This window comes from Longimicrobium sp., assembly GCF_048594345.1.
Taxonomy (GTDB): Bacteria; Gemmatimonadota; Gemmatimonadetes; order Longimicrobiales; family Longimicrobiaceae; genus Longimicrobium.
The window spans coordinates 22,898-44,607 of the sequence record NZ_JBMDXM010000173.1 but is presented as its reverse complement, the minus strand read 5'-3'; the positions used below and the strand labels follow the sequence as shown (position 1 = coordinate 44,607).

Below are 21,710 nucleotides of genomic sequence, written 5' to 3'. Positions count from 1 at the left end.
CCTTTCCCCCCCGGAACCCGTATGAGCCACGCACTCCTGCTGGACGGCGTCTCCAAGAGCTACGCCAGCCACCACGCGGTAAAGAACCTGTCCCTTTCGGTGCCCACGGGCACCATCTACGGCATCCTGGGCCCCAACGGGGCTGGCAAGAGCACCACCCTGCGCATGGTGATGAACATCATCATCCGCGACGCTGGACGCATCTTGCTGCTGGGCGCCGACCCCGAGCGCGACCGCGGCGTGCTGCACCGCGTGGGCTACCTTCCCGAAGAGCGCGGGCTGTACAAGAAGATGACGGTGATCGACGTGATCACCTTCTTTGCCGAGCTCAAGGGCGTAGACCGCAAGACGGCGGCGCGCGAGGGAGCGCAGTGGCTGGAGCGGATGGGGCTGGCCGACTGGCGCGGCGCCAAGGTGGAGACGCTGAGCAAGGGGATGCAGCAGAAGGTGCAGTTCATCACCACGGTGGTTCACCGGCCCGACCTGCTGATCCTGGACGAACCGCATTCCGGGCTTGACCCGGTGAACCAGGAGGTGCTGCGCGACACCATCCTGCGGGCCCGCGACGAGGGCCGCACGGTGATCTTCAGCACGCACAACATGGAGCAGGCCGAGCAGATGTGCGAGCACGTCTGCATCATCGCCGGGGGCGAGAAGGTACTGGACGGCAACCTTCGCGAGGTGCGCCGCGCCCACCGCGGCAACCGCTACGCCGTGGCCTTCGACGAGCCCAGCGAGGCCGCCGACCACTTCATGGCGACGTGGCCGGGGTTCGAGAACGTGGAGCGTGGGCGTGAGGGATGGGTGACGGAGCTGCGGGCGTCGACCGACCCGCGCGAGCTGGTGGCGGCGGCCAACGGGCTGGACGTGCCGCTGAGCCGGTTCGAGCACGTGCAGCCGTCGCTTCACGAGATCTTCGTCTCCCGGGTGGGCGACGCCGCCCGCCCGCGGCGCACCCAGGAGGTGGCCCATGCGTAACGTGCTCATCATCATCCGCCGCGAGTTTCTGGAGCGGGTGCGCACCAAGTCATTCATCATCGGCACCGTGCTGTTCCCGGTGTTCCTGATCGCCATGATGGTGCTGCCGGCGCTGATCAAGACCGGCGGTGGCGAGCGCACCCTGGTGATCGTGGACCAGTCGCCCGCCGGCATCGGCGCCAAGGTGGCGGCGGCGCTGCAGACGCCCAAGGACGACGAAAAGGCCATCCGCTACACCATCGAGCGCGTGGCCGGACCGCTGGAGACGCAGCGGGCGGCGCTGAACGCGCGGGTGGAGAGCAAGGAGATCGACGGGTACCTGGTGATCGGGCCCGACGTGGTGAAGACCAGCCAGGTGGCCTACCGCGCCCGCGACGTAACCAAGCTGCAGGTGGTGGAAGACATCGAGGCGGCGGTGACGGCGGCGGTGCGGCAGGAGCGCCTGGCCGGCCGCGGGCTTACGGCGGCGCAGGTGGCGGAGCTGGTGCGCGGGGTGCGCGTGCAGGCCGCGCGCATCAGCGGCGACGGCGACGAAGGCGGCAACCTGCTGGCCACGCTGATGACGGCGTACGTGATCCTGATCCTGTTCATCCAGATGATCACGCTGTACGGGCAGAACGCCATGCGCAGCGTGCTGGAGGAAAAGAACAACCGGATCGTGGAGGTGATCGTGAGCTCGGTGCGTCCCATGCACCTGATGGCGGGCAAGGTGCTGGGGCTGGCGTCGGTGGTGCTGCTGCAGATCGGCATCTGGGCGGCGTTCGGCGCGCTGCTCACCTCGCAGTCCGACATGCTGGCCAGCCGCTTCGGGATGAACGCCGGGGCGATGAAGGCGGTACAGATGCCGCCGTCGGTGCTGGCGGTGGTGCTGGTGTTCTTTACGCTGGGCTTTGTGCTGTACGCGGCGATGTACGCGGCCGCCGGCGCCACGGTCACCAGCGAGCAGGAGGCGCAGCAGCTCACCTTTCCGCTTATGCTGCCGCTGTTCGTGCCCATCATGTTCATCATGCCGGTGCTGACGGACCCGCTGGGGACCACGGCCCGCACGCTGTCGCTGATCCCCTTTACCTCGCCGGTGGTGATGCCCATGCGCGCCGTAGCCACCGACGTCCCCGCCTGGGAGATCGCGGCGGCCATCGCGCTGCTGGTGCTGGGAATGCTGGGCGTGGTGTGGATGGCGGGCAAGATCTACCGCGTCGGCATTCTGAGCACGGGCAAGAAGCCCACGCTCCGCGAACTGGGCCGCTGGCTGCGCGCCGCATAGCCTGCTGATAGTTTTTGAGGGGATGCACGAGGGGCGCGCCGGGATTCCGGTGCGCCCCTCGCTGCGTTTCCGCGGATCTGTCGCGTTTGGCGGACGACGACAACAGATAGGGCTCACACGGAGTCAACGGGGTCAACGGAGTTTGCTCGTGCCGCGGCTCCGACAGTTTCATGCATGACGTCCGACGTTCGGCGGACAGGGGCGATGGACAGGGGCGATGTCGATGTCCGCGACCAGCAGATCTTCGGCAAGCCGCCGTGCTGTCGAAAGGATCCGGCCCTCCGGGTCGATGATGCCGGACGATCCATACGATACGCGTCCTCCATCGCGACCCGCCACATCAGCCCGGATCACCCACACGCGGTTCGCGGTGGCCAGGGCAACGTCGACGTTGCGCGCCTGCGCCACGACGTCCGCCTTTTCGGGAGGAAGACCGTTGTTCGTGGGGATGAACAGCGCCGCCGCTCCCTGCGCAGCCATGCTTTCGGCCAGTTCGGGAAAGTTGGAGTCGTTGCAGATGAGGATGCCGAACGTCAGCCCGCCGATCGTAAAGACCGGGCTCTCGTCCCCAGCCTGGTAAACCGATCTGTTGATCGCCGGATGCCGCTTGCGATACACGCCGGCGACTGCGCCCTGGTGAAAGACGGCCGCCGAATTGTAGATCGCGCCCTCACCGGAGACTTCGGTAAACCCGACGATCGTCGTGACCGTGTCGCTCGCGAGGGACGCCAGCACCTCGGCGAACTGACCGCTTTCCATGTCGAGCGCAAAATCCTCCGGACTCGTCGCGTAGTCCGCCAAGCCGCCAAGCACGGCCTCCGGGCAGCAGAGGATTTCCACCCCCTCCGCCTCGCACCACGCGACGTGTTCGCGGATGAGATCGATCGCCTCCATCGAACCCACCTGGAGCAGCGGAACCTGGTACGCGGCAACTTTCACGGACGGTCTGACTCCGAGGGAGAGGGGCTGCGCCGGATGGGGCCGCTCCACTCCACGGAATGGCAGCGAGAGATGGTTTGGGGGCAGCTTGCCCGAGCGGAGTTCCAGCAATACACTGGCCGGGCAGACGAATCGCCCTCCTCTTGCCTTCCCCACGCCCATGTCAGACATCAAGAACCCCGCGCTGCGCGAGAAGCTGGCGCCCCACCGGCGCAGCGCCTGGACGCCCGAGGTGGTGGACGGCGACGGCGCGCCCGACGGCTCCCGGCTGGGCGGAGCGCCCTGGCTGCGGACCGGCGAGGCGTGGCCCGCTTGCGGCAGCTGCGGCCGCCCGATGCAGCTCTTCGTGCAGCTCAACGCGCGAGATCTTCCGCCGCCAGCCGCCGCGCGTCTCGAAGGCGGGCTCCTGCAGTTCTTCTACTGCACGAGCGACGACGATGCATGCACCGTCGACGCGGAGCCGTGGGCGCCTTTTTCCCCGACCGCGTTCCTTCGCCTCGTCGCGCGCGACGACCTGGGCGGCGGCACGGCGGCGGTCGCGGCACCGGATACGTTTCCGGGGAAGCGCATCGTCAACTGGGCGGAAAGCGCCGATTATCCCAACTGGGAGGAACTGGGAGACAGGGGGCTGACCCTCTCGGACGAGGAAAGCGACACACTGAGTGAAGCGGGGTTCCCGCTCGGCGGAGAAAAGCTGCTGGGCTGGCCACTGTGGGTGCAGGGAGTCGAGTACCCCAGCTGCCCTGACTGCGGAGAGCGGATGGAACTGCTCTTCCAGGTCGACTCCGAGCAGAACCTTCCTTACATGTTCGGGGACGCCGGCGTTGGCCACGTCACGCAGTGCCCGCGGCACCGAGGGCGCCTCGCCTTCGGCTGGGCCTGCTACTGATCCGCCGCTCGCCGGACGCCCCGCCATCTGGAACCGCCTGAAACGCGGGCAGCCCCGCCCCTCGTGTGAGGGAGCGGGGCCGTCCTCGTTGCCACGCAGAAAGGGCCGCAACCGGCGCCTGTTTCAGCTGCTGTCGGCCTCGGCCAGCGCCAGGCGTGCGGGAGACACGGATTCGGACTCGCCCAGCAACAGCCGCGACTCGATCAGGCGCATCCCATCCTCCGAGTAGACGAGAAGCTCCACGGATCCGTCGCACTCGCGCACGAAGACCACGACGGCGTCACCCCGCTGCTCGCTGCCGTTGGCCTGGGCCGCAAACCGTGCCGGATACTCCGCGCCGGCGGGAGCCGTCGTGATCCCCGGCCGGCACCGGGTGTCGGAGCAGGCGCAGATCTCACCGTTGCAACTCGCGATGCAGCCGCCGCGAGCCCCTGAGGGACCGCACGAGTTGGAGCTCGTGCAAGCCATACACTGTGCGGTCAGAGGCGTGGCCGCGCCCACGGACGACAGGAGCGCCGCACAGGCTGCCACCCACGGTACGATCTTCTTCATGCATTACCTCGCTGGGGAAGAGGCTGGCTCAGGCGCGGGCATTCCGGCATGCCGTTACCGCACAACCCGTTCAATGCGGTAACGAAAGAGCGCCACCTGAGGGACCTCACCCCCCACCCGCGCGACCAGCAGATCACCGCGCCGGTCTCGAAAGCCGAGCACCCCGTCGTGCACCCGGCGATGCGCCAGCGCACAATTGGCGCGCACCAGGTCCAGGGTGGTGGATTGTCCATCGGGATCCAGAAGCTCGTTCAGGTAGTATCCGCCTCCCAGCGAGATCGCGCCCGTGGAGTGGACGAACCGTTGCCACTCCAGCGCCTGCTGCCCGTTTTCCACCCGCACCACGGTTCGCGGAGGCGTCGTCCACCGCGCATCGCCCCGGCAACTCCTCAGCCGGCGGCCCGTGCGGTCGTGAAAGACCAGTTCGTACGGGCTGCGCCGCGAAAACACGATCCCCTCGTTGCTCTCGTGCACGCTTCCGCCAAGAAGGCTGGACGCAAACCCCTCGGGAATCCCCGCCGCATCCGCCGACGGACCCAAGCTCCGCAACACGCGGCCGTCGCGGGCGAGCACGTGAATCGATCTCGCGGCCCCGGGGGCAAACGCACCGACGAGAAGCGTGCCGTCCGGACGCACCGAGAATCCGCTCACCGTCCACGGGCCCGGCGCGGGAAAGCTGCGGGCGAAACGGAAGTCCGGCCCGAACACGGAGATCCTGGCGAGCGCACCATCCCATACGAACAGCGAATCGTACCGGTCCACCGCCAGATACCAGGGCCTCTCGAACTCCCCCGGGCCCTGGCCGCGGCGCCCCACCCGCCGCAGAAGGCGTCCCGCACCGTCGAACGCCACGACGTTCCAGCTCAGATCATCCGCCACGTAGATGCGCCCCGTGGGGCCCAGTTCCACATCCATCACCCGCCCGAACGCCTCATCCCCGGAAACGCTCCCCAGCCGCAGTACCTCGGTCAGCACCAGCCGCGCGCCGGGCCCCTGCGCGCGCACCACCCCGTCCCTCTGCGCGCATGACGGCAGCGGCGCGAGCAGCGCGATGAGCAGCAGGGCCACCCATGCGGGACCTCGGCTGCCGGAGCACAGAGGAAGGATCATCGCGATCCGTGAGGGTTTTGGAGGGAGGGCGTACCGACACCCCTAATGGTTAATCGATCGAGCGAGAATTGATCGTCAAGAATCGTTCCCTATCCGCCCTCGGGTCCGGCGCACGGCTCCCGATCTAGATACCATCTGCGGCGAAAGCGGCAGTAATCCATGCGTGAGCACGAAACCGGCGGAGAGCCTGAAGCTCTCCGCCGGTTTCGTTTATTCACCGAATCCGTTCAGCCTTGCGGCCGATCGGATCAGTACATCCCGTCCATGCCGCCGCCGGTGGCTTTCGCCAATGGGCGAGCAAAGACACCGCTCTCCGCCCTGTCGCTCTGTTACACGGTTTCCCGCCACTCGGTGAGATTCCACACGGGCAGCGGAAGGACCGGCTCCGTCGTTGCCGCCATCGCGGCCAGCACCTCCTTCTTCACCTCAGGCTGCGCCCGCTCGATTCGCTTCGCCAGCTGAGCTGGCGTGCGCGCCTCCAGGAGCGTTGGCACCGGCAGCGAAAGCTTGAGCATCTCTCGCACACGCGCGACAATCCGCATGGCTAGGATGGAATCACCGCCCAGTTCGAAGAAGTCGTCATCCAGGTACACCACCTCCTGGCCCAGCACTTCCTTCCAGATGGTGGCCAGCACACCCTCCACGTACGTGCGCGGCTCGGTGCCGCTTCGCGGCGAACGCGGGGCGGGAAGGGCGGCGTGGTCCACCTTGCCACTGGCGGTGAGCGGCAGCTTCTCCAGCGGTACGATGGCCGAGGGGATCAGGTACGCCGGAAGCTCCTGCTCCAGCGCATCGCGGATCTCCGCCGCCAGACGCGTCCCGTGGCTTGTGGCCATCGACGCGGGCTTGACGTACGCGACCAGCCGCCGCTCGCCGGGGACGTCTTCGCGCACCTGGACCACCGCATCGGCCACGGCGGAGTGGCGCAGCAGGGCCGCCTCGATCTCGCCGGGCTCCACGCGGTAGCCGCGGATCTTGGCCTGCTGGTCAATGCGCCCCAGAAACTCCAGCGTCCCGTCAGACCGCCACCGCGCGCGGTCACCGGTGCGGTACAGCCGCGCGCCCGGGGAGGCGGAGAAAGGGTCGGGCAGATACCTCTCCGCCGTAAGCGCCGGCGCGCGCAGGTAGCCGCGCGCCACTCCGTCGCCGCCCACGTACAGCTCGCCGGGCACGTCCACCGGCACCGGGTTCATCCGCGCGTCCAGCACGTACGCGGTGCTGTTGGCGATGGGGCGGCCAATGGGGATGGAGCCGCGCTCCACGTCCGCGAGCGTGACGGCGTGGCAGCAGGAGAAGGTGGTGTTCTCCGTGGGCCCGTACCCGTTGATCAGGCGCAGGCGTGGGTATCTTTCCAGCACTTCGCGCACGTGCGAGATGGACAGCACGTCGCCTCCCGCCAGCAGCTGCGTAAGCCCCCCCAGCACGTCGACCTTGTCGTGGACGAGCCGGCGAAAAAGCCCCGCCGTGAGCCAAGCGCTGGTCACGTGGTGGCGGGTGACGAAGCTCATCAGCGCCTCCGCGATGGGCTGCTCCGGCGGGTAGATGGCCAAGCATCCGCCGTTCAGCAGGGGCGCCCACAGCTCCAGCGTGGACGCGTCGAACGAGACGGGGGCCACCTGCAGCCACGTTTCCTCCACCCCGAAGCGCGCGTAGTCGGCGTCCCGCACCAGGCGCAGCACGGCGCGGTGCGGCACCACCACACCCTTGGGGCGGCCGGTGGAGCCAGAGGTGTAGATGACGTAGGCGGCGCCCTCCGGCCCCGCACCGGCCGACCCTCCGGGACCCGCCTGCACCGGGCGCGAATCCCACGCCTCTTCAATCCGCACCACCTCCACGCCGGCCGGCACCACCGCGGCCAGCCGCTCCTGCGTCACGGCCACGCGGGCCGCGCAGTCGGCCAGCATCCACGACACGCGCTCGTGCGGGTACTCGGCGTCGATGGGGACGTACGCGCCGCCGGCGTGGAGGATCCCCAGTATCCCCGCCACCAGCTGCGGGGAGCGCTGCATCACCAGCGCCACCGGCTCGTCCGCCCGCACGCCCAGCCCCCGCAGCCGAGCAGCCACGGCGAGCGACCGGGCGTGCAGCTCGCCGTAGGTCATCTGCCCCCCGTCCCACGAAAGCGCGGTGCGCGACGGGTGGCGGTGCGCCACCTGCGCGAACACCTCGTGGATGGTGGCCTCGCGCGGATAGGGACGCACGGTGCCACTCCAGTGCTCCAGCAGCACGTGCCGCTCGGCGTCCACCACCAGCGGAGCCGCGGCGGCGGGGCGGTCCGGGTGCAGCGCGCCGGCGTCCAGCACCCGTCGGAACAGGTGGATCATCCGGTCGGCCGTGTCGGGCTCCCACAGGTCTGGGGCGTAGTGCAGGCGCCCGCGCAGCCGCTCGCGATCGTCCTGCACCTCCAGGAACAGGTCCAGCCCCGGAGCGCCGCCGTGCACCTCGGCCAGCCGCAGCGAAAGGCCGGGCAGGCGTACGGGCGCCGGCACCTCGCGCACCGCGACCGCCACCTGGAAAAGCGGGTGGCGGCCGGGGGTGCGCTCCGGCCGCACCGCCTCGACGATGGACTCGAAGGGCACGCCCTCGTTCGCCCGGGCCTCCCGCACCTCCCCGGCGACCCGTTGCACCAGCGTGCGGAAGCTCGGGTCGCCGGACAGGTCGGCCCGCAGCGGCAGGGTGTCGGCGTAGCAGCCCACCGCGCCCGGCGGCAGGCCGCGCACCCGTCCCGCCACGCGCGTCCCCACCACCACGTCGTCACTCCCGGTCAGCCGGTGCAGCAGCAGGCTGCAGGCGGACAGGACCACCTCGGCCAGGGTCGCGTCCAGCTCCCGCGCCAGCGAGCGCACCCGCGCGGCCAATAGGGCGGGAAGGTCAAAGTGGCGCACCGCGGGGCGGCGGCCGGCGGGCGCCGGGCGCGGCCGGTCGTGGGGCAGCTCCAGCACGGCGGGGGCGCCGCGCAGCCGGTCGCGCCAGTACGCCAGCCGCGGCTCCAGCACGCGCTCCTCCAGCGCCCGCCGCTGCCACGCGGCGAAGTCGGCGTACCGCACCTCCGGCGCTGAGAGCGGTGAAGCCGAACCTGCCCGGTACTCGCCATACACGGTGCACAGATCGTGGAACAGCGTGCCGGCGGACCATTCGTCCGCCGCCGCGGGGTGCACGGTCACCGCCAGGGTGTGCTCCGTCTGGCCCGTGCGGACCAGCAGGGCGCGCACGGGAAGCTGGCCGCGCGGATCGAACGGGCGCGCCGCCTCGTCTTCCAGCCGCCGCTTCACGTCGTCGCGCGCCGCGCCGCACAGGTCCACCACCCGCGGATCCAGGCGGCCGGGAGCGGGATGGATCACCAGGTGCAGGCCGTCGCCGTCGTCACGGAAGGTGCTGCGCAGCACCTCGTGTCGGCGCACCAGCTCGCCCAGCGCGCGGCCCAGCGCGTCGGCATCCAGCGCCCCCCCCAGGGCGACGGAGAAGCTGACGTTGCCGCGTGCGCTGTCCGGCTCGTTCCGGTGCCGCAGCCACAGCCGCTCCTGCGCCACGCTGGGCGGGGCAAGCCGCCGCGACGGGTCCGGGATGTGGCCGCGCTCGCGCCGCCACCCTCCCATGGCGCACCGGGTGTGCACGTACCGGGACGACGAGGTGCCGAAGTCGATCGCCAGCCCGGGGGGCACCTGCGACACACCTGCCCGCGCCTCGAAGGGGGGGCACGAGGGCCACCCGAGTTCCGCGGCCAGGGCCGCGAGGCTCGGATGCATCTCCTCCCGCTCCATCCCATCCGGAGGGTCGTACGCGCTGCCCAGCTCCCAGCAGGTGTGGTGGCCGGCAAAGAACATCTGGCTGCCGCGGGACCCGCCGTACGAATCCGGATCCGCCCATCCCCATCCAACGGGCGGGCCATAGTCGTAGCTCCGCCCCAGGTCACCGCAGCCCAGGTACCACTTGGGAGATACGCGGGGCGGGGCCGGGGGCTCCGTCGGCAGGCTGGTCAGCGCGCTCAGGCACGCGTCCAGGATCACGACCGGCGGCCCGTTCGCGGGAAGGCGGTCGGTCAGCCCCTCCTCCGCCAGCACCAGGAGGGGGGCGGTGGCGGAAAGCAGCGACGCCAGGCCGGCGGCGCCCACGTCGGGGTCCAGCGGCACGTACTCGGCACCCAGCTCGCGCACCGCCTGCACCGGGCAGGGAGCGTAGCCGCGGTAGCGCGTAAGCACGCCCACGGGGGTGCGCTCGTGCACGCCGCGCTCGCGCAGCAGCTTTACCAGGTATGCAACCGCGTGCCCCAGCAGCTCTTCGATGCGCGCGTCCTCGCTGAACTTCGGGGTCAGCTCGTACGTCGCTCCCGCCCCGACGAACGGCCCCCGGACGTGATCAGACCCACCCTGGAGATCCAGCGGTGGGTACCCGGCCGCGCCCAGCCCCAGAATCCGTGTGGACCCGGGTGGATCTGCGAGCCTGTATGCCCGGAGCGGATTCTCGCCGGCAAGGCCGGGATCGAGCGGCGGGTCCCACGGTGCGGAGGAAAGCGCGGACAGGGCATTCTCCGCCGACGTCCTGGCCCCAAGGGCGAGCCGGATCGTGCGCCACTCGGCGGAGAGCCCGTCCAGCGTGCGCACGGGGGTCGCCGGCGTCAGCACCACATCTATCGGCTCGTCCGCCTCAGGATGCACCGTAACGCGGAGCGCGCCCTTCCGGATCCGCGCGGGGCGGGTATCGACCGAAAGGGTATACGATGCCAGCCCGTGCACCGCGTGCCCCTGGCTCACGTGCACCCACCTGCCCGCCCAGGACAGGACGCGGCGGATCTCCGCGGAAAGCTCGATGCTCCAGCTGAGCGCCGGCCCGCGAGGTTCCCCCGCGGGAGGGGTACCATCACCGTAAAGCGGGCGAAGCTCGCCCAGCTCGACGTGCTGGCCAACACCAACGTCCACGCCGCCGCTCACCACGACGGCCGTGGGATCGCACGGTGCCTCCGTGCGATCCCGGTTCTCGTCCCCGTGGCTAAGGCGGTGCATGATCCGCGCGATGGCACCCACCACGTCCCTGCCCTGTGGAGGAAGATCTTCATCGCGCACCGACTCCTCTGCCGTCTGCTCGCTGGTAAGGGCCGCGATCAGCGCCGGCCCCAACTCACCATTCAGCTTGTTCAGAAACCACGCGTCCGCGTCTGCGAACTCGCGACCGTTGAGAGGCGTGGCGGGCGGCTCGGCGGCCTCGGGCTCCTTCTCCGCCTCATCGGCCTGAGCGTTGTTTCGCTTGCCGGTAGGGTTTTTCATTGCCTTTTCTCCCGTTCAGAAGCCGTGAATGGCTTGATCGCTCGCGCGGTCAATATCCCTCGATGAGTCCGCGGAGCCGCTTGAGAGCCCGGCTAAGCCGGACACGCGCGGTTCCCGGCTGGATGCCCAACGCGCCTGCGATCTCCCCGATCGTCTCCTGCTGGAGGTAGTAGCGGGTGATGATGTCGCGGTCCCCTTGCTTGAGCCGATGAACAGCGTGCAGGATAGCTTCGTGCTCGTCGCTGCCGATCAGGCTTTCCAGCGCGTCAGGGCCGTCGTCGTAGGGCCCTTCGGTTTCGTCGATGGCGCTAGCCATCGACAGCGCCTGGTGCTTTTTCTGCCGGCTGCGCCAGTGCGACGTTTCCCACCTCAGCAGCGTCCACAGCGCCTGCACCGGGTATTTCTCGGGGTTCCGAAGGTGACGGAGAAAGACTTCTTCCACGATTTCCGTTGCCCCGTGCTCGTCTCGCACTTTCCGGTACGCCCATCGATAGAGCGGAATCCAGTACCGTTCCATCACCTCAACCCCTCCCGGCGGCCATTCAGAAACCGGGGCAGGTTCGCTGGATTGGAGCAGGGGAACCGCCTCCGGTTCCGGATTCTGGGACAACGGCTCGGGTTCAGAGTACATGGGACGCTCCCTCTCCGTGGGACCTTGTTCCCGACCGCGGCCGTGGCCCCCCGCCGACGAGCCGCTCCATCTCCCCCATACAAGTAAATACCGCCCGGCGATCCGATTGTTACAGCAATCATCTCACATGCAGCCACGATGCGTGTGATTGGCACACACGGCTGCGCATGCGCTTCAATCTGGACGAAACGTAATCCAGGGAGCGGCTGATGATTATCCTTGGGCCGTTCGGACCGTTTTTCCGGATCAGGGCTTGGAAAGCACCGCCGTACATCACTCACGGTGTGCGGCTGTGCTCGGGCACACTGTAACAGATTCGGCCTTCGTGTGTGTTGATTCAATAGAAGGACGACGCGGCGGGCTGCGGCCGATCGGCGGCCTAAGGGAGCGAACCGCTCAACACTCGGAGGCTGGGATGAGCAGCGAAATCCAATCCGACGGAGACATGGGTGTTGGCGATGCCCTCCCCACGCAGGAACGGGAAGCCGTCGCGCTAATCACAAGCCTCACGGATGCCGACAGAACAGACGTAAGGCGCGACGTGCGTCTCACCCAGTTGGGCGCGATGGTGGCCATCGTGGTACACGACCTCAAACAGTACATCTCGGTTGTGTCCGGCGTGTCCGAGTTGCTGCGAGAAGGCCTGATCAGCGCCGAAAAGGCGTCGATGCTTCTACGCGCAAATGCCGACAGCATGACCCGGATGGCGCAGGAAATCCTGGAGTTCACCCGCGGCGTGAGCGAGGTGGCGCTCACCCGGGTGCCAGTCCCGTCGCTGGTCGCGCCGCTAAACGAGGTGGTGCTGTGCGGGCTGGAAGGACGGGGGATTCGCGTGCACCGCCGCATACGCTCCGCCGGTTCTGTGATGTGCGACCCGGACCTGCTGCTGCGCGCGCTCGTCAACCTGATCACCAACGCGGGCGAGGCCATGCCGAACGGAGGCGACCTCGCGCTCACCATCGAGGACACCCGCGACGCCGTTGTCTTCGGCATCCAGGACACGGGCGCGGGCATCGCCGAGGACATCCTTCCCAGCATCTTCGAGCCCTTCATCACCCACGGAAAGCGTGGCGGCACGGGCTTGGGCCTCGCCATCACGCGCGACATCGTGCACGCGCACGGCGGCTCCATCGGCGTGGCGTCTACCGTCGGGCGTGGAACGACGTTCATCGTCACCATTCCGCGCCCGGAACCCGAACTCCCCAGCGTCACGCCGGCGGCCATGCCGGCGCCACCCTGACGGACGGTGCGGCCGTGCATGTCCCATGGATGAAGGTGAGAGCGGGTGAGCGGAGTCATCCGTGCGCAGGCGGTTCGGGCGCCGGGAGAATGCGGGACTGCCGGATCTCACAATCATCGCGCACCCCGATTGTTGCTGCAGCCTCATATCACACGGACGGCTGGGAGGGCACGAAAAACAAAGAGGAACAGACATGAAGGCGGATCATAGGAATAAAACGAAAGAACCGGCGGAGAGCCTGAGGCCCTCCGCCGGTTCCGTTTATCCACTGAATCCGTTCAGCCTTGCGGCCGACTGGCTCAGTACATGCCGTCCATGCCGCCGCCGCCGGGCATGGCCGGGGCGCTGCTCTTGGGCTCCGGCTTCTCGGTGACCACGGCCTCGGTGGTCAGCAGCAGGCCGGCGATGGAGCTGGCGTTCTGCAGCGCGGTGCGCGTGACCTTGGTGGGGTCGATCACGCCGGCGGCAACCAGGTCCTCGTACTCGTCGGTGCGGGCGTTGTAGCCGTAGTTCTTGTCGCTGGCGTCACGCACCTTCTGCACGACGATGCTGCCCTCGACACCCGCGTTCAGGCTGATCTGGCGGATGGGCTCCTCGAGCGAGCGCTCGATGATGCGCACGCCGATCTGCTCGTCGGCGTCGTCCAGCGTAAGGCCCTTCAGGGCCTGCTGGGCGCGCAGCAGCGCCACGCCGCCGCCGGGGACGATGCCCTCTTCCACCGCCGCGCGGGTGGCGTGCAGGGCGTCCTCCACACGGGCCTTCTTCTCCTTCATCGCCGTCTCGGTGGCGGCGCCCACGTGGATCACGGCCACGCCGCCGGCCAGCTTGGCCAGCCGCTCCTGCAGCTTCTCGCGGTCGTAGTCGCTGGTGGTCTTGTCGATGGCCGACCGGATCTCCTTGATGCGGCCCTCGATGGTCTCAGTGTTGCCGGCGCCGTCGACGATGGTGGTGTTGTCCTTGTCGACCACGATGCGCTTGGCCTTGCCCAGGTCGCTGACCACCGCGTTCTCGAGCTTGAAGCCGACCTCTTCCGAGATCACCTGGCCGCCGGTCAGGACGGCGATGTCCTGCAGCATGGCCTTGCGGCGGTCACCAAAGCCGGGGGCCTTGACGGCGCAGACGCGCAGGGTGCCGCGCAGCTTGTTCACCACCAGCGTGGCCAGGGCCTCGCCCTCCACGTCCTCGGCGATGATCAGCAGGGGACGGCCCATCTGCGCCACCTTCTCCAGGATGGGCAGAAGGTCCTTCATGGTGCTGACCTTCTTGTCGTGGATCAGGATCAGCGCGTCGTCCAGGACGGCTTCCATGCGGTCCGGATCGGTGACGAAGTACGGCGAGACGTAGCCGCGGTCGAACTGCATTCCCTCGACCGTCTCCAGCGTGGTCTCCAGGCCCTTGGCCTCCTCGACCGTGATCACGCCGTCCTTGCCCACCTTCTCCATGGCCTCGGCGATGAGGTTGCCGATCTCCTCGTCGCTGTTGGCGGAGATGGTGCCCACCTGGGCGATCTCCTTCTTGCCGGCCGTCGGAACCGAAAGGCCCTTGAGCTCGGCGATCACGGCCTCGACGGCCTTGTCGATGCCGCGCTTGAGCGCCATGGGGTTGGCCCCGGCGGTCACGTTCTTCAGGCCCTCGCGGAAGATGGCCTGGGCCAGCACGGTCGCGGTGGTGGTGCCGTCACCGGCCAGGTCGCTCGTCTTGGTCGCGACCTCCTTGACCATCTGCGCGCCCATGTTCTCGATCGAATCCTCCAGCTCGACTTCCTTGGCCACCGTCACACCGTCCTTGGTGATCAGGGGCGAGCCGAACTTGCGGTCGATCACGACGTTGCGGCCCTTGGGGCCCAGCGTCACCTTCACGGCCTCGGCCAGCTTGTCGACGCCCTTCTTGAGCGAAGCGCGGGCGTCGGTGTTGAACGTCAGCTCCTTGGCAGCCATCGTTCGCAGTCTCCCTATCTATGAGTTCGAATTTCAGTCAGGTCAGAACCGGAAGATGCTTCGGCCTCAGCCGACCACCGCCAGGACGTCCGACTCGCGCAGGATCAGGTACTGCTCGTTCTCGACGGTGACCTCGGTGCCGCTGTACTTACCGTACAGTACCTTGTCGCCCACCTTGAGCTCCATGTCGACCCGCTTGCCGTCCTCGACGCGGCCCGGACCCACGGCCACCACCTCGCCCTGCTGGGGCTTTTCCTTGGCGGTGTCGGGGATGTACAGCCCGCCGCGCATCTGCTCGTTCTCCTCGAGCGCCTTGACGACGACGCGGTCCGCGAGCGGCTTGACCTTGATATCGGTCGCGGTAGCCATCTGGTGACCTCCCTGCGTAATGAGTTTGTGATGGGTTGAAAAACAGCGTATACGTCAACCTCACCTGCCTTGTTAGCACTCACCAGCGTGGAGTGCTAACGACGGCGGTAACATAACCGCCGGGGCCCTGCTGTCAAGCATGCGGCAGGAGGGTTTTCTGCGCGCCGCGGAATGCAGGGTACGTACCTTTCAGGTCTTGCCAGAGTGGCGGATTGTGTGCCGGAACGGCGGAGTGGCGGGACGGATTTGCAGGAGGTTGGATTCAGGGATCGAACTGCGTCGGCGGGGTGCCCCTCCCCCGGCCCCTCCCCGTTCGTTCCTCACGGAGAGGGGAGAAATTCGGTGGCGCGACGACCCAGCATCGCACTGCGCCCGACGGCGCCCCCTTACTCGCTTAGGCTCGCACCTCCCCCAAAAACCCTGGGGGAGGTGGACTTCGATCCCGCTTCGACTCCTCCGAAGCGCCACCGCTCTCCGGTGCAGACCACCCCTCCCCCGCAGTTTGGGGGAGGGGTCGACGGCCATTGCGAGGAACGAGCAAAAGGCCCGCCGGGGGTGAGGGCCCCCGCGTCGCCAGACGCGGCCAGCGCTCAGCACTCAGCCCGATTCCGCCCGCCGCAGGGCGATGATCAGCACCGCCAGCCACGCGGCGCCCAGGATGGCGCCCGCCATGATGTCGGTGGGCCAGTGCGCGCCCAGCCGCAGCCGCGCCACCACGACCGCGCCAACGCCGGACAGCGCGATCAGCCACGCGAGCAGCCCTTCGCCGCGGCTGCGCGTGGTGCTGGCCCACAGGTAGGCGAGGATGCCGAACGCGACGACGGCCTGCACCACGTGGCCGGACGGAAAGCTCGACAGCGAGCCGGGAGTGGCGATGCCGTCTTCCACCAGCAGCGGCCGCGCGCGCCGCCACAGCAGCCAGCCGGTGACGAACGGCACGTACGCGGCGGTAAAGCCCACCAGCAGCGTCAGCGCCCGCAGCGCGAGCCCCTGCCACGCCGCCAGCGCCGCGAAGGTCAGGATGCCCAGCCAGAGCACCAGCCCGTTTCCGGCGGCATCCATCCAGATGGCGGTGTTGAACGTCACCGGCGCCGCGTCAACGAAGGCACGCAGCGCCGGCTCTTCCCAGTCCAGCGCCGTCCTCAACTCCAGCCGCTGGCCGGCGAACACCATCGCGACCGTCAGCAGCCACACCGCGGCCATCCCGGCGGACAGCGTGATCCACCAGCGGCGGAGCACGTCCGGGGGCACAGCACGGTAGCCGCGGTTCAGCCGGCGGATGCATTCGCGCAGCATCCGCACGGACACCCACCCTTCAAGCATCCGGAGCGGGGATCGGGACACGCGGCGGAAGCGCCCTGCCCTTCCACCTCACTCTGCCACGCTCGTGGCCGATCCACGACTCCACCGCGAGCACCATCGCCAGCAGCGCGCCGGCGGGGTGCAGCACCACCGTCCGCCACCCCTGCCGAAAGAGCAGCGCCCCGGCAATCCGCACCGCCAGCAACAGCGCCAGCGGCACCAGCGTCGTCAATGTTCCACGCAACATCGCGACGAACGGATACAGCCACGCCACCGACAGCAGCGCCAGCGCCGCCACGAACGAAGCGCGACGCCCGCCCAGGAGCGGATACAGGTTCTTCCGAAAACCTTCGCGCATCGCCGCCGCGCCGCCGTACATCCGCACCGCCAGCAGCGACGGCGCCGGGCAGACGACCAGCGGCTCGCCGCACGCCTTCGCCAGACGGCCGAGCACCACGTCTTCCAGCACCTCTTCCCGCACGGCATCGTGCCCGCCGACCACGTCGTACGCCGAGCGGGTGAACGCGAGCCACTGGCCGTTCGCCATCGAGAGCGAAGGAGAGCGGGTGATGGGGATCAGCCGCAGCGGCAGCATCGAAACAACGGGCAGCTGGACGATGACGGGCACCACGGCGGCCTGCATCCACCCGTCCAACCGCTGGCGGGGGATGGCGGTCAGCACTCCGCCGCGATGCGTCTGCATCATCGCCACGGTGCGGCGGACGGCGGCGGGCGCGGCCTCCACGTCCGCATCGCAGAAGATGAGCACTCCTCCGGTGGCGGCTTCGGAAAGCTGATGGCACGCCCAGTTCTTTCCCACCCACCCCGGCGGCGGATCGCTGCCGCGCAGGACGCGCAGCGGTGCGCCGCCCGCACGCCCGATCTGCTCCGCGACCTCCGCGGTGCCGTCGACCGAGCGGTCGTCCAGCAGCAGAATCTCCAGCCGCGGATAGTCGATGCCGAGGAGGAGCGGGAGGGTGCGGCGCAGGTTCTCCGCCTCGTCGCGGGCGGGAACTAGCACGCTGACCATCGGGAGATGGCCGGGCTCGCCTGCATCCTCCAGCCGCGGCGCCGTCGCCAGGTTGTAGAGCGCGACGAGGAGCATCGCCGCGAGAAGGACGATGCTCAGCAGGTCCAGCGCGATCATCGCACCGACTCCGCGGGTGCCGTCGCGGCGGGAAGCCTGCCGCCCGGGCCGGGCCAGTGGCGCGGCGCATCCTCGCCGTGGCGGGCAAGGAAGGCGTGCACGGCATCCACCTCACGCTCCACCGCGCGTTCGACATCCACGGGATCAAGCCGGTGATCGATGGAAAGCGGCTCGCCGGCGGAGGCAAAGACGGTGGGGCGGGTGGCGCTCAGCGGCTCCACGTGCAAGCCGACGGGGAGCACGACCAGTGGCGCCAGCTCGCGCGCCAGCAGCCCGATGCCGGGGCGAAACGCGAGCGGGCGCTTGAACGACGGCCAGATGCGGCCCTGCGGAAAGAAGCAGATGGAGCCGTCCGGGTGCTCCGCCAGCAGGCGCCGCAGCTGGCGGATGCACGCGCGCAGCGACGCGGGCGAGGAGGGGTCCAGCCCCACCACGCCCATGCGGCGAAAGAACGGCCGCCGCGCCAGCTCCGCCTCCAGCATCACCGTAAAGAACGGGGCGCCGGGGCGCAGCGCGCGCTGCACCTCGCGCAGGGTGAACGGGTCCCACCAGCTTACGTGATTGGCGGCCAGCAGCAGCGGCACGCCACCCGGCAGCGCGCGCGGCAGCCCGGCGACCAGCGTACGTACGCGGGCGTCGCGCCAGGGCCGGAAGAACAACTCGAACGCGCGGACGGCGGGCGGCTGCCAGCGGCTATCCATCCGCCGCCCCCAGCGCGGCCTGCAGCGCCGCCCGCTGCTCCGGCGACGGGTGCCCGTTGGCCATCACAAAGCGCACGATGGCCGCGTACAGGTCCGCCGGGTAGTCGCCGCGCGCGGAGGGCAGAAGCCGCGCGAGCACCGCGAAGTCGTCGCGCACCGACCAGCCGCGGCCAAAGATCCCCGGCAGGTAGTAGCAGCTCATCAGCCGCAGGTAGCGCGCTTCGGCATGGCGCGGGTTGGCGGCGATGACGCCGTCCAGCACGGCCAGGCCGTTGCGCGTGTGGCGCAGCCGGTCGGGCGGCCAGATGCCGTGCTTGGCGCGCAGCACGGTGAACGCGCCGCGGTACGCCGTAAGCGTGGCCAGCGCCTGCGGATCGCGCGTGCCGGCGCGCAGCCGCTCCACCTCGGCCAGACCGCGCGGAATGGCGCGCTCGGACGTCAGCGCCTCACCATACAGCTCGCGCACGCCCTGGATCTCCGCGGGCGACAGCGCCTGCGCTTCGGCGTGGGTGGCGGGCGCGAGCAGGGCCGCGGCCAGGATCGCCCGCTTCACGCGCCGGCCAGGCGCACGGGCGCGGCCTCCCGCGCCTCGGTTTCGGCGAACGCGCTGGCCGGGGCGCGCTCCAGCTTCCACACGTCCCACAGCGCGCGCACGGCCAGCCACGCCTTGGCGATGCCGGAGGTCACGGCGCGGCGCGACAAGTTGTCGTGGCCGGCGCGGCGGATGGGCGTGTGGATGCCCCGATAGACGTACGACGCCACCGCCACCGGCCGGCGGAAGCCCGCCGGCAGCTCGCGGATGGCGGCAAAGGCGCCGTGGTAGGATGCCTCCGCACTGCGCAGAAGCTCCTCCACCAGGCAGCGGTAGGCGGGGTCCGGCACGCCGCGCCGGACCATGGCGTCGATCGCATCCGCCGTAACGCCGTGGCGCTCCATCGCATCCGCGGGCAGATACAGTCGGCCCTGCCGCCAGTCCTCGCCCACGTCGCGCAGGATGTTGGTAAGCTGCATGGCGTGCCCCATCTCCCCCGCCTTCGCCAGCACGCGCGGCGCGTGGACACCGGACAGTTCCGTGATCCACATCCCCACCACCGACGCCACGCGGTGGGTGTAGACGCGCAGCTCGGCCATGGAGGCGTAGCGCTGCATCCGCAGGTCCATCCGCATTCCCTCCGCCAGCTCCGCCGCGTAGGTGAACGGCACGTCGGCGGCGGCGGACTCGGCCATCACCCGGTCCAGCAGCTCGATGCCGGTGGACGAGCCGTCGTAGGCACGGCGGGTAAGATGGACCCACTCATCCAGCATCTCCTCCGCGTCGTCGGTCGCGTTGGGAAGGTCGACCAGGTCGTCCGTGACGCGGCACCAGGCGTAGACGCGGGCCACGCGCTCCCACTCGCCCGGCGGAAAAAAGCGCGCGGCAAAGCGGAACGAGCGGCTGTTGACGGCAAAGTAGCTGCCCCACTCCGCGGCGGAGGGGACGCGGCTCAGCAGCCGGTCCGACGGGCGGCGGGCGATGGCGGGCGCCGGACGACGCGCCGCCTCTTCACGCTCCACGGCCACGCGAGCGCCGTGCATCCACTGCGCCAGCAGCGCGGGGAGCAGGTCGTCGCCCGGAAAGGCGGCGCGCAGTTCGCCCGTGAGCGCGAGGGTTTCGCTCTGCAGGCGGGCCAGGCAGCGGCGCAGCGGCGTATCGCCCTCCGCCGTCGCCGCGTGCAGCCGCGCGGCGATCCCCGCCGGCTCGCCGCCGAACTCCACGCCGTCCAGTTCCTCCAGCAGCCAGGTCCAGCGGCCCTGCGCGTAGTCGCCCAGCGCGGGCTTGCCGGTCTGCGCGGCGGGGCAGTAGTCCAGCACGTCGTCCAGCATCTGGTACATCAGCCCCATCCGCCGGCCCAACTCAAAGCAGCGCTCCGCATCCCCCCGTCCCTGCAGCACGGCGGGGAGCGCGACGGCGCATCCCATCAGCTCCCCCGCCTTGCCCAGCGCGATCTCGCGGTACTCGTCCCACGAAAGGCGGCGGCCGGAGGCGCGCCCCTGCGCCAGCTCGCCCGCGATGGTGCGCTCCACCGCGCGGGCAAAGAGCGAGGCGAACTCCAGGCTTCCCGTCGCCGCGGCCATGCGGTAGGCGGACGAGAGCAGGTGGTCGCCCAGGACCAGCGCCGGGCCGACCCCCTTCGCCGCGGCGACGGTGGGGACACCGCGGCGGGTGCTGGCCTGGTCCACGATGTCGTCGTGCACCAGCGAGGCCTCGTGGGCCAGCTGCACGGCCAGCGCGCCGCACCACAGCTCGTCCGTCAGCGCTTCGGCGGAGCCGCCCGCGGCGGCGTACGCCAGCAGCGGGCGCAGCAGCTGGCCGTCGCAGGCGGGGCGCGGCATTCCCGCCTCAGCGCAGCGGTCGGCGGCGCGCGCCAGGCCGGCGCGCACCTCGGCCAGCGCATCCACCCGCTCCACGGTCGCCGCGCTCACGCGCGCACCTCCACCAGCCGCGCGCTGGGCATCCGCGCCGCCAGCACCCGGGCCGCGGCGTACGCGACGCCCAGCGCGCCCACGGTGGCGGCAACCGCGCCCCACAGGCCGGCGGCGGCGCTCATCCCCAGCGGCAGCGCCAGGTTGGCCAGGTAGAAGCCGCCCAGCCAGCGGTGCGGCAGCGGCCGGATCCACGACTCCGCGCGGAGCGCCGCGAGCGCGCCCATCAGCAGCAGGCCGGTCACGTACCAGCCGAACAGGTTCAGCAGCGGCATCCCGTAGTACGGTCCCGCCTCGCCCCACACCCAGTACTTGGTGGCGTAGCTCATCGCCGGGTCCAGGGCCAGGTCCCAGCTGGCCAGGATCAGCGACGCCAGCAGCACCCGCCGCCCGGCCGCCTCCGGCGCGGGAAGGGCCCGCAGCGCCAGTGCGTACGAAGGAAGCGCCATGAAGAACCAGCTGAGCGGGATGACCAGCGGCACCAGGCCAAACCACTTGATCCCCAGCAGCTCCGTGTAGCCGTAGTCGCCAAACGGAATCCCCATGCTGGTCCCCAGCAGCTCCGACGACAGGCTGATGGCGTACAGCGCCGCGAACGCCGCCACCCAGCGCCGCCCGGCGTGGAGGATGAGGAACAGGAAGAGCACCGCGCCGGCGATCAGCACGTGGCTGACCGCAAAGAAGCGGAACGCGACCCCGTAGATGGGCGCAAGGTTGGGCCAGCGGGCCAGCAGCTGGGGGTGCAGCCCAAAGCTGGCGTAGCCCGCCAGCGTGAACGCGGTGAACGCACACAGCACCCACAGCGCGGCGCGCGGCCAGCGGCCGGTGGCGGGGGATGGGGACGGACGTGGCATCATACCCTACGGCTGGAAAAAAGCGTGCGCGCCGCGCGGCGGGATTCCTGCGGCAGTCGTCCCACCGCTGACC

The 21,710-nt window shown here is 69.7% G+C and carries 17 protein-coding genes; 4 read left to right on the top strand and 13 right to left on the bottom strand.

Annotation, left to right across the window (positions count from 1 at the left end):
- Positions 1 to 21 precede the first annotated feature (21 nt).
- Together ACOJUJ_RS19040 and ACOJUJ_RS19035 are read left to right on the top strand one after the other, a co-directional pair.
- Positions 22 to 978, top strand: coding sequence for an ABC transporter ATP-binding protein (locus ACOJUJ_RS19040; RefSeq protein ID WP_420128482.1), 957 nt, complete (start codon positions 22 to 24; stop codon positions 976 to 978).
- Positions 971 to 2,242 (top strand): ABC transporter permease, encoded by a 1,272-nt coding sequence (locus ACOJUJ_RS19035; RefSeq protein ID WP_420128481.1) that lies wholly within the window; start codon positions 971 to 973, stop codon positions 2,240 to 2,242. Before ACOJUJ_RS19040 ends, ACOJUJ_RS19035 begins: the two co-directional genes overlap by 8 nt.
- Before the next feature lie 168 nt (positions 2,243 to 2,410).
- Here the strand turns inward: ACOJUJ_RS19035 and ACOJUJ_RS19030 are convergent, their stop codons facing one another.
- Positions 2,411 to 3,181 carry a carbon-nitrogen hydrolase family protein gene (locus ACOJUJ_RS19030; RefSeq protein WP_420128480.1) on the bottom strand — a complete coding sequence of 257 codons (771 nt, stop codon included), beginning with the start codon at positions 3,179 to 3,181 and terminating at the stop codon, positions 2,411 to 2,413.
- A gap of 160 nt (positions 3,182 to 3,341) precedes the next feature.
- Here ACOJUJ_RS19030 and ACOJUJ_RS19025 point away from each other — a divergent pair, with 160 nt between their 5' ends.
- The gene (locus ACOJUJ_RS19025; protein WP_420128479.1) at positions 3,342 to 4,070 is read left to right on the top strand and encodes a DUF1963 domain-containing protein; all 729 of its coding nucleotides are present in this window, start codon (positions 3,342 to 3,344) and stop codon (positions 4,068 to 4,070) included.
- Positions 4,071 to 4,193: 123 nt separating this feature from the next.
- Here the strand turns inward: ACOJUJ_RS19025 and ACOJUJ_RS19020 are convergent, their stop codons facing one another.
- The 4 genes from ACOJUJ_RS19020 to ACOJUJ_RS19005 form a co-directional block, all read right to left on the bottom strand.
- The gene (locus tag ACOJUJ_RS19020) at positions 4,194 to 4,538 is read right to left on the bottom strand and encodes a hypothetical protein (protein ID WP_420128478.1); all 345 of its coding nucleotides are present in this window, start codon (positions 4,536 to 4,538) and stop codon (positions 4,194 to 4,196) included.
- Positions 4,539 to 4,676: 138 nt separating this feature from the next.
- A complete protein-coding gene (locus ACOJUJ_RS19015; RefSeq protein WP_420128477.1) occupies positions 4,677 to 5,732 on the bottom strand; it encodes a 6-bladed beta-propeller in 1,056 nt (351 codons plus the stop codon).
- 329 nt (positions 5,733 to 6,061) lie between these two features.
- On the bottom strand, positions 6,062 to 10,993 hold the full coding sequence (locus tag ACOJUJ_RS19010; RefSeq protein ID WP_420128476.1) for an amino acid adenylation domain-containing protein: 4,932 nt from the start codon (positions 10,991 to 10,993) through the stop codon (positions 6,062 to 6,064).
- Positions 10,994 to 11,042: 49 nt separating this feature from the next.
- A complete protein-coding gene (locus tag ACOJUJ_RS19005; protein WP_420128475.1) occupies positions 11,043 to 11,624 on the bottom strand; it encodes an RNA polymerase sigma factor in 582 nt (193 codons plus the stop codon).
- A gap of 415 nt (positions 11,625 to 12,039) precedes the next feature.
- Between ACOJUJ_RS19005 and ACOJUJ_RS19000 the strand changes: the two genes are divergently transcribed.
- Positions 12,040 to 12,864, top strand: coding sequence for a sensor histidine kinase (locus ACOJUJ_RS19000; RefSeq protein ID WP_420128474.1), 825 nt, complete (start codon positions 12,040 to 12,042; stop codon positions 12,862 to 12,864).
- A 299-nt stretch (positions 12,865 to 13,163) separates the two neighbouring features.
- Here the strand turns inward: ACOJUJ_RS19000 and groL are convergent, their stop codons facing one another.
- The 8 genes from groL to ACOJUJ_RS18960 all read right to left on the bottom strand — a co-directional run bounded on the left by groL (position 13,164) and on the right by ACOJUJ_RS18960 (position 21,640).
- Positions 13,164 to 14,801, bottom strand: coding sequence for a chaperonin GroEL (gene groL, locus ACOJUJ_RS18995; RefSeq protein ID WP_420128473.1), 1,638 nt, complete (start codon positions 14,799 to 14,801; stop codon positions 13,164 to 13,166).
- 66 nt (positions 14,802 to 14,867) lie between these two features.
- Entirely contained in the window at positions 14,868 to 15,170 is a 303-nt protein-coding gene (groES, locus tag ACOJUJ_RS18990; RefSeq protein WP_420128472.1) for a co-chaperone GroES, read from the bottom strand.
- Positions 15,171 to 15,767: 597 nt separating this feature from the next.
- Positions 15,768 to 16,493, bottom strand: a complete 726-nt coding sequence (locus tag ACOJUJ_RS18985; protein WP_420128471.1) for a phosphatase PAP2 family protein — start codon at positions 16,491 to 16,493, stop codon at positions 15,768 to 15,770.
- Positions 16,486 to 17,619 (bottom strand): glycosyltransferase, encoded by a 1,134-nt coding sequence (locus tag ACOJUJ_RS18980; protein ID WP_420128470.1) that lies wholly within the window; start codon positions 17,617 to 17,619, stop codon positions 16,486 to 16,488. The genes ACOJUJ_RS18985 and ACOJUJ_RS18980 overlap by 8 nt, the downstream gene beginning before the upstream one ends.
- Positions 17,616 to 18,320 (bottom strand): lysophospholipid acyltransferase family protein, encoded by a 705-nt coding sequence (locus ACOJUJ_RS18975; RefSeq protein ID WP_420128469.1) that lies wholly within the window; start codon positions 18,318 to 18,320, stop codon positions 17,616 to 17,618. The genes ACOJUJ_RS18980 and ACOJUJ_RS18975 overlap by 4 nt, the downstream gene beginning before the upstream one ends.
- Positions 18,313 to 18,873: a hypothetical protein gene (locus tag ACOJUJ_RS18970; protein WP_420128468.1), complete on the bottom strand. Its 561-nt coding sequence runs from the start codon at positions 18,871 to 18,873 to the stop codon at positions 18,313 to 18,315. The genes ACOJUJ_RS18975 and ACOJUJ_RS18970 overlap by 8 nt, the downstream gene beginning before the upstream one ends.
- Entirely contained in the window at positions 18,870 to 20,783 is a 1,914-nt protein-coding gene (locus tag ACOJUJ_RS18965; protein ID WP_420128467.1) for a squalene/phytoene synthase family protein, read from the bottom strand. The genes ACOJUJ_RS18970 and ACOJUJ_RS18965 overlap by 4 nt, the downstream gene beginning before the upstream one ends.
- A complete protein-coding gene (locus ACOJUJ_RS18960) occupies positions 20,780 to 21,640 on the bottom strand; it encodes a carotenoid biosynthesis protein (protein ID WP_420128466.1) in 861 nt (286 codons plus the stop codon). The genes ACOJUJ_RS18965 and ACOJUJ_RS18960 overlap by 4 nt, the downstream gene beginning before the upstream one ends.
- Between the last annotated feature and the right edge of the window lie 70 nt (positions 21,641 to 21,710).